Raw genomic sequence first — 7,146 nt, forward strand, 5'->3', positions numbered from 1 at the left:
GGGCTCGGACGGCTCGTGCGAGCCCGCCCAGGTGGGCCGTACGCGCGAGGCGCGGCCAACCGCCCGAAGTGGTGGCGCGCCGGCCTGCAGGCGGCATGACGGCTCGGCAGCGCTCAAGTCCCCGCCGCGTCGGCATGTCGGTCGATGCGGGCGGGGGATCACCGCTGTGCCGCGCCCGCGGTGGTGAACATGCGGCGCACACCGCCGGGTGGTGCAATGGGCATGGTGGCGGGAGCGCCCTCGCGGGGAACCGCACCGCAGCGAGTTTGGCCTCGTCCCGGCCGTACCGGGTCGCGGCCGTCGGCGGACCGTACTGCCGCCAAGGTGCTTCCCATGGGGTGGTGAACGAGGCGGACGCCCGCATCACGGGCCCCGGACAGGCACGGATGTCGGGCCGGTCGCCCTTGACCCGCTCCGCTCGTACACGCTCGGGCAACGGTGGGGATCGCCACTGGACGCGGTGCCACGCACCGTCGCGTCGGCCGTGCTCCGACCGGCAGGAGGATCCATGCGCAGGGACTTGGGGGGACGCGGTCGCCTCGTACAGCGTTGGTCGGCCCGGCTTGCCCTCATCGCTGGGCTCGCTGCGGTAGTGATCCTGCTCGTGGTCGCCGGATTCAAGAGCATCGCGCTCCTGGGCGCCGGGCTGGCCGGGTTGGCCATATCGGCAGCGAGCCTGTGGTGGGCACTGACCCGGCGTGGAATCGGCAGACTGCTCGCTTTCACCCTGGCCGCCGTCGCCCCGCTCGCGGTGCTGGCGCTCTACGCATGGGCGGAGCTGCTGTGGGTCGTACTCGTCTCCCTTGCCCTGTGGGCCCTCGGGGTCTCCGTCGGCGTAGCGACACTCAGCAGGGACATCAAGCCGGCCGGGCCTTTGGAAATGCGGACCGCTCCTCCCCAGCGCCCCTTCCTCATCATGAATCCACGATCAGGCGGTGGAAAAGTGGGGAAGTTCCACCTCAAGGAAAAGGCCGAGGCGCTCGACGCCGACGTCCTCCTGCTGGACACAGCTCATCACCAGGACGTGGTCGCGCTCGCCGACAAGGCGGTCGAAGACGGCGCCGATCTCCTCGGAGTCGCAGGCGGTGACGGCACACAGGCCCTGGTCGCCGGAGTCGCCGCCAGGCACGGCATTCCCTTCATGGTGATCTCGGCCGGAACCCGCAACCACTTCGCCCTGGACCTCGGCCTGGACCGGGACGACCCGTCGACCTGCCTGGACGCGCTCGCAGACGGCGTCGAACTCCGCGTCGACATCGGTTTCATCGGTGAGCGAGCCTTCGTCAACAACGCGTCCTTCGGTACCTACGCAGCCGTGGTACAAAGTCCCGCCTACCGCGACGACAAGGTCCGCACCGTCCTCCAGACGCTTCCCGACCTGCTGACCCACCGACGCGGTCCCCGGCTGGCCGTCCGCGCTGCGGACACGGTCCTCGACGGACCCCAGGCCGTGCTCGTCAGCAACAACCCCTACCGGATGGGCGACCTGGCCGGCCTCGGACGCCGTGAGGTCCTGGATTCAGGTGCCCTCGGCGTCCTGGGAGTCAACGTCGACAACGCCGCGCAGGCGGCCGAGCTGCTCACGGGGAGGCACGCGCCCGGCCTCACCACCCTGACCACCCAGGAGGTCGTCGTCGATGCGGACGCGCCCGAGATCGAAGCCGGGGTCGACGGTGAGGCACTGACCCTGCCGACGCCCGTACGATGCACGATCCATCCCCGGGCCCTGCGCGTGCGGGTACCGCGCCACCGCCCTGGCGTGCCCCGGACGAGGGCCCCCATGGACTGGCGACGGCTACGGAAGCTGGCGCTGAGCTGAGAAGCCGCCGTCCTCCCGGACGCCATTGACGCCGCTTCGCCGGTCAGGCGTGAAGTGCCCGGTGGTCCGCCAACCGGTTGACCTCCGGGGCGGGTCGCGGATCGCCCTCCGGGGCGGCTGGGACGATGCGCGCATGGCACCCACAGCAGGCACCGCCGAGAGTTCGACAACGGCGCGAATCGTCCTGCTGGCACTCGCGGCCGGTCAGTTTCTGATGGCGCTCGACAGTTCGGTCATGAACGTCTCGATCGCGACGGTGGCCGAGGACGTGGGCACGACGGTGACGGGAGTGCAGGGCGCCATCACGGCCTACACCCTCGTGATGGCGATGTTCATGATCCCCGGCGGCAAAGCGGGGGAGCTGATCGGCCGCAAACGCGCGTTCATGATCGGCTGCGTCATCTACGGCTGCGGCTCCCTCACCACGGCGCTCGCACCGAACCTGCCCGTGCTGCTGCTCGGCTGGTCGTTCCTCGAGGGGATCGGTGCGGCACTCATCCTGCCCGCGATCGTGGCGCTCGTGGCAAGCAACTTCGCCGCCGAACGCCGTCCCGCCGCCTACGGCCTCGTCGCGGCCGCAGGAGCCGTGGCGATCGCGGTCGGGCCGCTCATCGGGGGTGTCGCGACGACGTACTTCTCCTGGCGGTGGGTCTTCGCCGGCGAGGTCGTGGTGGTGCTCGGCATCCTGGTGCTCGCCGGCCGCATCGCTGACGCGCCGGTCGGCGAACGCCCGCGCATCGATCTCGTCGGCGCCGTGCTCTCCGCGCTCGGGCTCGGAATCTTCGTCTACGGCGTACTCCGCTCGGACGAATGGGGATGGTTCCAGCCGAAGCCCGACGCGCCCTCGTGGCTCGGGGTTTCGCTGGTCGTGTGGCTGATGCTGGCCGGTCTGCTTCTGGTCTGGCTCTTCCTCCGTTGGGAGGCCCGCATGGTCAAGCGGCGCAGGGAGCCACTCGTCGACCCGGGCATGCTGCACAACAAGCAGCTCACCGGCGGACTGACGATGTTCTTCTTCCAGTACCTCGTTCAGATGGGCGTCTTCTTCGTCGTACCGCTCTATCTGTCCGTCGCGCTGGGCCTGTCCGCGCTCAAGACCGGCGCCCGCATCCTGCCGCTCTCCGTGACACTGCTGGCGGCCGCCATCCTGATCCCCCGCTTCTTCCCGGACGTCTCACCGCGGCGGGTCGTGCGGCTCGGGACCCTCGCGCTGCTCGCGGGCGCAGTGGTCCTGATGGCCGCGCTCGACGCGGACGCCGGCGCGGAGATCGTCACCATTCCCCTCCTGCTGATCGGGCTCGGCATGGGCGCGCTGGCGTCCCAGCTCGGGTCGGTCACCGTGTCCGCGGTGCCTGAAGCGCAGAGCGCGGAAGTCGGCGGCGTCCAGAACGCTGTCACCAACCTCGGCGCCTCGGTCGGTACGGCACTCGCCGGGTCGATCATGATCGCCTCGCTGACGACGTCCTTCCTCACCAGCGTGGACCAGAATCCGGCGATCCCGGCCGAGGTCAAGAGCCAGGCGACTGTCGAACTCCAAAGCGGCGCACCGTTCTTGTCGGACGCCCAGCTCAAGTCCGCCCTCGACGAAGCGGGCACGAGCACGGACGTGACGCAAGCGGCACTCGACGCGAACGCCGACGCCAGGATCGACGGTCTGCGCGCCGCACTCGCCATCCTCGCCTTCACCGCTCTCCTCGCGATGTTCTTCACTTCACGGATCCCGAAGACCCAGCCCCGTTCGACGGCCCCATAACCGCCGGACGGTTGGGTTGGCGATCCCCGACTTGAGTGCTCGGCGCGCGTACCACCGTGCCAAGAACGATGTCGGCTCGGCTGCCTGGCCTGCTGCGTGCAAGCCCGCGGTCAAGTTCTTCCATCGGGACGGATCGGAGGTCCACATCCGACTCGTCGTAGCCGATGACGACCGGGCGCCCGGCAGTTCGGGAACGGTTCTCCGGTCCGGTTGCCACACGGTTGCGGCACTGGCCCGGTCGGCCGTCCGCGCTTTCGAACCGAACTCGAAGCCCTGCGTATCGCGATGCGGGCGCACGTCAGGAGCGCCCCAGCTCCTGACATCACCAGCTGACATCAACGACGGCGGACACAAGCAATCTTGAGTGGCCGCAAGCGGCGTTCCGACACTGGGAGCTTGATTCCGTGCGGGGCTTCGGATCGAACTCCTCAAGCGGTGCTCGGCTCGAACTCCTCAAGCGGTGCTCGGCTCGGCGCAACGGCACGGAGCCCCCAGGGAGCCGTCGGTGGCGATCAGGGAGCCAAGTTGAGTTGTGTGATGATGCGCAAAAGATGACCGGCCCTGGGGAGGGGTCGGGTACCTGAGAAGGGTGGGGCCATGGGGGACATGGGCGGGGAGTCCATACCGGACGAAGAGTGGGAGCGCTTCCTTCGTGAAGCCGAAGCGGGGACCAAGGGCGCGCCCGAGGAGCCGTCGGCGCGGGCCCGGATGGTGGCGCGGCGGCTGCAGGAGGAGACCGGCAGCCCGGAGCCGTGGCGGAGTCACCAACCGGCCCGGCGGCGAGGAGGCAAGGGCTGGTACGTGGTCGGTCTGCTGGCTGCGGTCGCCCTGCTGGTCGTGGCGCTGGATCCAGGGCGGGTGGCTGGATGGTTCGGAGGCGGAGGCGGTGAGAGCGCACCGCTCGCCGTGGAGTCGAAACGTCCCAATGAAGCGCCGCCGACGGAAGCGGCAGCGTACGGTCCGACCGTGGAGCAGCCGTTCAGGGGGTCGCCCGCGGCCCAGTGGGGTGACGGGACGGCTGGGATCGGTCTGCCTGAGGCACGGGCGACCGGCTGGATGAGCAAGGGGCAGGTCGCGCAGGCGCTCAAGAAGACCCGGGACTTCCTCGCCGAGTCCAGTCTGGATCCTGGTGTGCTGCGTGGGGACCGGCCGAAAAAGGCGATCGCGTTGATCAATCCGCATCAGCAGGATGTGCAGGACTACCTGGCGACCGCCTTCCGTGCGCCCAGCCGGGAAGACGATCCTCTGCTGCTGTTCAGCCGGTTCAGGGCGACAAAGGTCCGGCTTGTCGGGGATGTGGTCAAGACCCGGGGGCGGATCACGTACCGAGAAGGTGAGCGCGGTGCGGTCGAGGTGACCACGGATGTCACATACGTGTATCCGGCCGTACGCGCTGCGGCGGGAAGCGACGAAGTCGCACGCACGATCGTGCGCCGCGAGGTCGTGATGAGCTGGGACGACCCGTCGAAGATCGTCATCGAGCCGGGTACGTTCTCCCTCGTCTCCTACAAGGCGGACAGCACCAACGGCGGCTGCGATTCCTTCACCGGCTACTTCACCCCCACGTTCGGCGCGGAGCGCGCGACATCGTCCCCGGCGGACGGCCCCGAGGTCGACCCGTACGACCGGAGCACGTCGATGGAGGCGCGCATGCGGGAGGCCGGCGATGCGAGGTGCGGGACTGCCACACGGTCGTGAGCGGCGGTCGCAGGAATCAGAAGGAGAGACCAGCCGGCCACGGGGAGCGGTGGTGCTGGGAGCGGTGCCTCGTCCGAGGACTGCGTGGGAGGTGTTGTGGCTGTGCGCCGCGCTCGGCGCCGTGCTGAGCCGGGAGTTGTCGCTGACAGTGCCTGTCGCGATCGCGCTGTGGGCCGGGCCCGCTCTGGCAGGAATCCTGGGTGTCGGCTCCCGAATCAGCCTGTGCGCGTCCTCAACGCCTCCCGGACGATCGCCTCCAACTGCTCGTGGTGCGCGCCCTTCCAATAGGCCCGCCCGCACGCCTCGCACTGCGCGAACACGTCGTACGACTTCTGCGTCCCACCCTCCAACCGGTCCGCGACCTCCTCCTTCGTCGCCGGCTTCAGGAGCCCGTTGCAGGCGGTGCACCGCGTCCACGGGTGCAGCTCGGGCGCGAACCGGTCGAGCACGTCGCGGAGTTGCTCCTCCGGCTGCGTGCTGTAGATGTACGCCCCGGCCCACAGCTCACGCCGCCGCAGCAGCCCCCGGTCGCGGCTGAGCAGCACCCGCTGTTCGGCGGCGGACCGCGTGGCCAGCGCCGGGTCGCCGATGTCCGTCGACTCGTACGCCGCGTCGACGCCCAGCAGCCGCAGCCGCCGGGCGAGCGTGCCGAGGTGGACGTCGAGGAGGAAGCGGAGAGGGGCGCCCGGGACCTCCTGAGGGCGGGGGACCGGACGTACGGTCACCGACTCGCCGTCCGCCGGGATGTGCGAGACCGGCACCTCGCGGCCGTTGACCACCAGCGCGCCCACCTCGGTCAGCGGTACGCCGAGGGACTCGATGACGTGGCCCAGCGTCGAGACGCCGTCGGTGGCCAGCGGGGTGCTGCCCTCGCGGCGGGCGTGCGGGACGAACAGGGCCAGCTCGGGGGCGACTTCGACGTGGATCTCGGCTGCTTTCACCTGGTCAGGATGGCATGGGGGAAGGGGGTGGCCTCAGGGTTTTTCCGTCTGGAGGCCGTGTTGGAGGGTGATCAGGGTGCGGTCGACGAGTTCGGCGAAGTCGTCACGGTGGCCGTTCTCGGCCCAGTAGAGGGTCGTCTCCATCAGGCCGCCGATGAGGGACATCGCCCAGACCCGTACCTCCAGGCTGTCCGGGTCACGGCCGGAGCGTTCGCCGATGGCGGTGCAGAGCATGCGGCCGGTGACCGACATGCTCTCCATCATGCGGGAGCGCACCGCGGGAACCTGGACCATCAGATGGGTGCGTAGCCGCGCGACCTCCATGTCCTCCTCGATGCCCGTGCGGACCGCCTCCCGCATCACGTGACGGATGCTGTCCGGCCAGGGTTCGTCCGCCGGCCGGGTCCGCAGTTCCTCCAGGAGGATCGGGTCGTACTCGTCGGTGAGGACGATGTCCTCCTTGGTGGGGAAGTAGCGGAAGACGGTCGACGGTGACACCTCCGCCCGGTCGGCGATCTGCTCGATCGTCGTGGCGTCGTAGCCCTGCTCCTCGACCAGTGCGTAGGTCGCGGCGCGGATCGCCTCGCGGGTCTTGATCTTCTTCCGTTCACGGAGTCCGACCTGCGGGCGGTCGGCGGAAGCCGTGGAGGTGGCGGGGTCGGTGGGGCGTGCGGCCGTCATGCCGTCATTGTCGGGCATCGGCCTTCGGCGCGGCCAGGTCAGGGCCGGTGCTCCGCCCGCTCCCGGCGCCCCGGACCGTCGGCGCGCTCGGCAGGAAAGCCGCCGCCAGCAGCGCCGCGCCCAGAGCCGCGCCGCCGCACACCAGCAGGACGAGGCCCATGCCGTGGACGTACGAGGCGTTCGCGGACGTCAGGAGATCGGCCGCGCCCGCCCGTTCGGCGACGAGGTGGGCCGCGACCACCGTGTCCCCGGCGGTG

5 protein-coding genes and 1 pseudogene are annotated in these 7,146 nt (G+C 70.0%); 3 read left to right on the plus strand and 3 right to left on the minus strand.

Annotation, left to right across the window (positions count from 1 at the left end):
* The first annotated feature begins 508 nt into the window (after positions 1-508).
* The 3 genes from AWZ10_RS35625 (at position 509) to AWZ10_RS35635 (ending at position 5,267) form a co-directional block, all read left to right on the plus strand.
* Positions 509-1,819, plus strand: coding sequence for a diacylglycerol/lipid kinase family protein (locus AWZ10_RS35625; protein ID WP_060893065.1), 1,311 nt, complete (start codon positions 509-511; stop codon positions 1,817-1,819).
* 133 nt (positions 1,820-1,952) lie between these two features.
* A complete protein-coding gene (locus AWZ10_RS35630; protein WP_046704377.1) occupies positions 1,953-3,569 on the plus strand; it encodes an MFS transporter in 1,617 nt (538 codons plus the stop codon).
* A 597-nt stretch (positions 3,570-4,166) separates the two neighbouring features.
* Positions 4,167-5,267 carry a hypothetical protein gene (locus AWZ10_RS35635; protein ID WP_060893066.1) on the plus strand — a complete coding sequence of 367 codons (1,101 nt, stop codon included), beginning with the start codon at positions 4,167-4,169 and terminating at the stop codon, positions 5,265-5,267.
* A 215-nt stretch (positions 5,268-5,482) separates the two neighbouring features.
* Here AWZ10_RS35635 and AWZ10_RS35640 read toward each other — a convergent pair whose 3' ends face one another.
* The 3 genes and pseudogenes from AWZ10_RS35640 to AWZ10_RS35650 form a co-directional block, all read right to left on the minus strand.
* Entirely contained in the window at positions 5,483-6,208 is a 726-nt protein-coding gene (locus tag AWZ10_RS35640; protein WP_046708244.1) for a Mut7-C RNAse domain-containing protein, read from the minus strand.
* 33 nt (positions 6,209-6,241) lie between these two features.
* The gene (locus AWZ10_RS35645) at positions 6,242-6,889 is read right to left on the minus strand and encodes a TetR/AcrR family transcriptional regulator (RefSeq protein ID WP_046708248.1); all 648 of its coding nucleotides are present in this window, start codon (positions 6,887-6,889) and stop codon (positions 6,242-6,244) included.
* 4 nt (positions 6,890-6,893) lie between these two features.
* A pseudogene (locus AWZ10_RS35650) lies at positions 6,894-7,146 on the minus strand (MFS transporter); the annotation flags it as partial.

The sequence above is a fragment of the Streptomyces europaeiscabiei genome, from assembly GCF_001550375.1.
GTDB lineage: Bacteria > Actinomycetota > Actinomycetes > Streptomycetales > Streptomycetaceae > Streptomyces > Streptomyces europaeiscabiei.

Coding starts and splice junctions, on each gene's coding strand:
- AWZ10_RS35625 (WP_060893065.1), top strand. CDS start 509: ATGCGCAGGGACTTGGGGGGACGCGGTCGCCTCGTACAGCGTTGGTCG.
- AWZ10_RS35630 (WP_046704377.1), top strand. CDS start 1,953: ATGGCACCCACAGCAGGCACCGCCGAGAGTTCGACAACGGCGCGAATC.
- AWZ10_RS35635 (WP_060893066.1), top strand. CDS start 4,167: ATGGGGGACATGGGCGGGGAGTCCATACCGGACGAAGAGTGGGAGCGC.
- AWZ10_RS35645 (WP_046708248.1), bottom strand. CDS start 6,889: ATGACGGCCGCACGCCCCACCGACCCCGCCACCTCCACGGCTTCCGCC.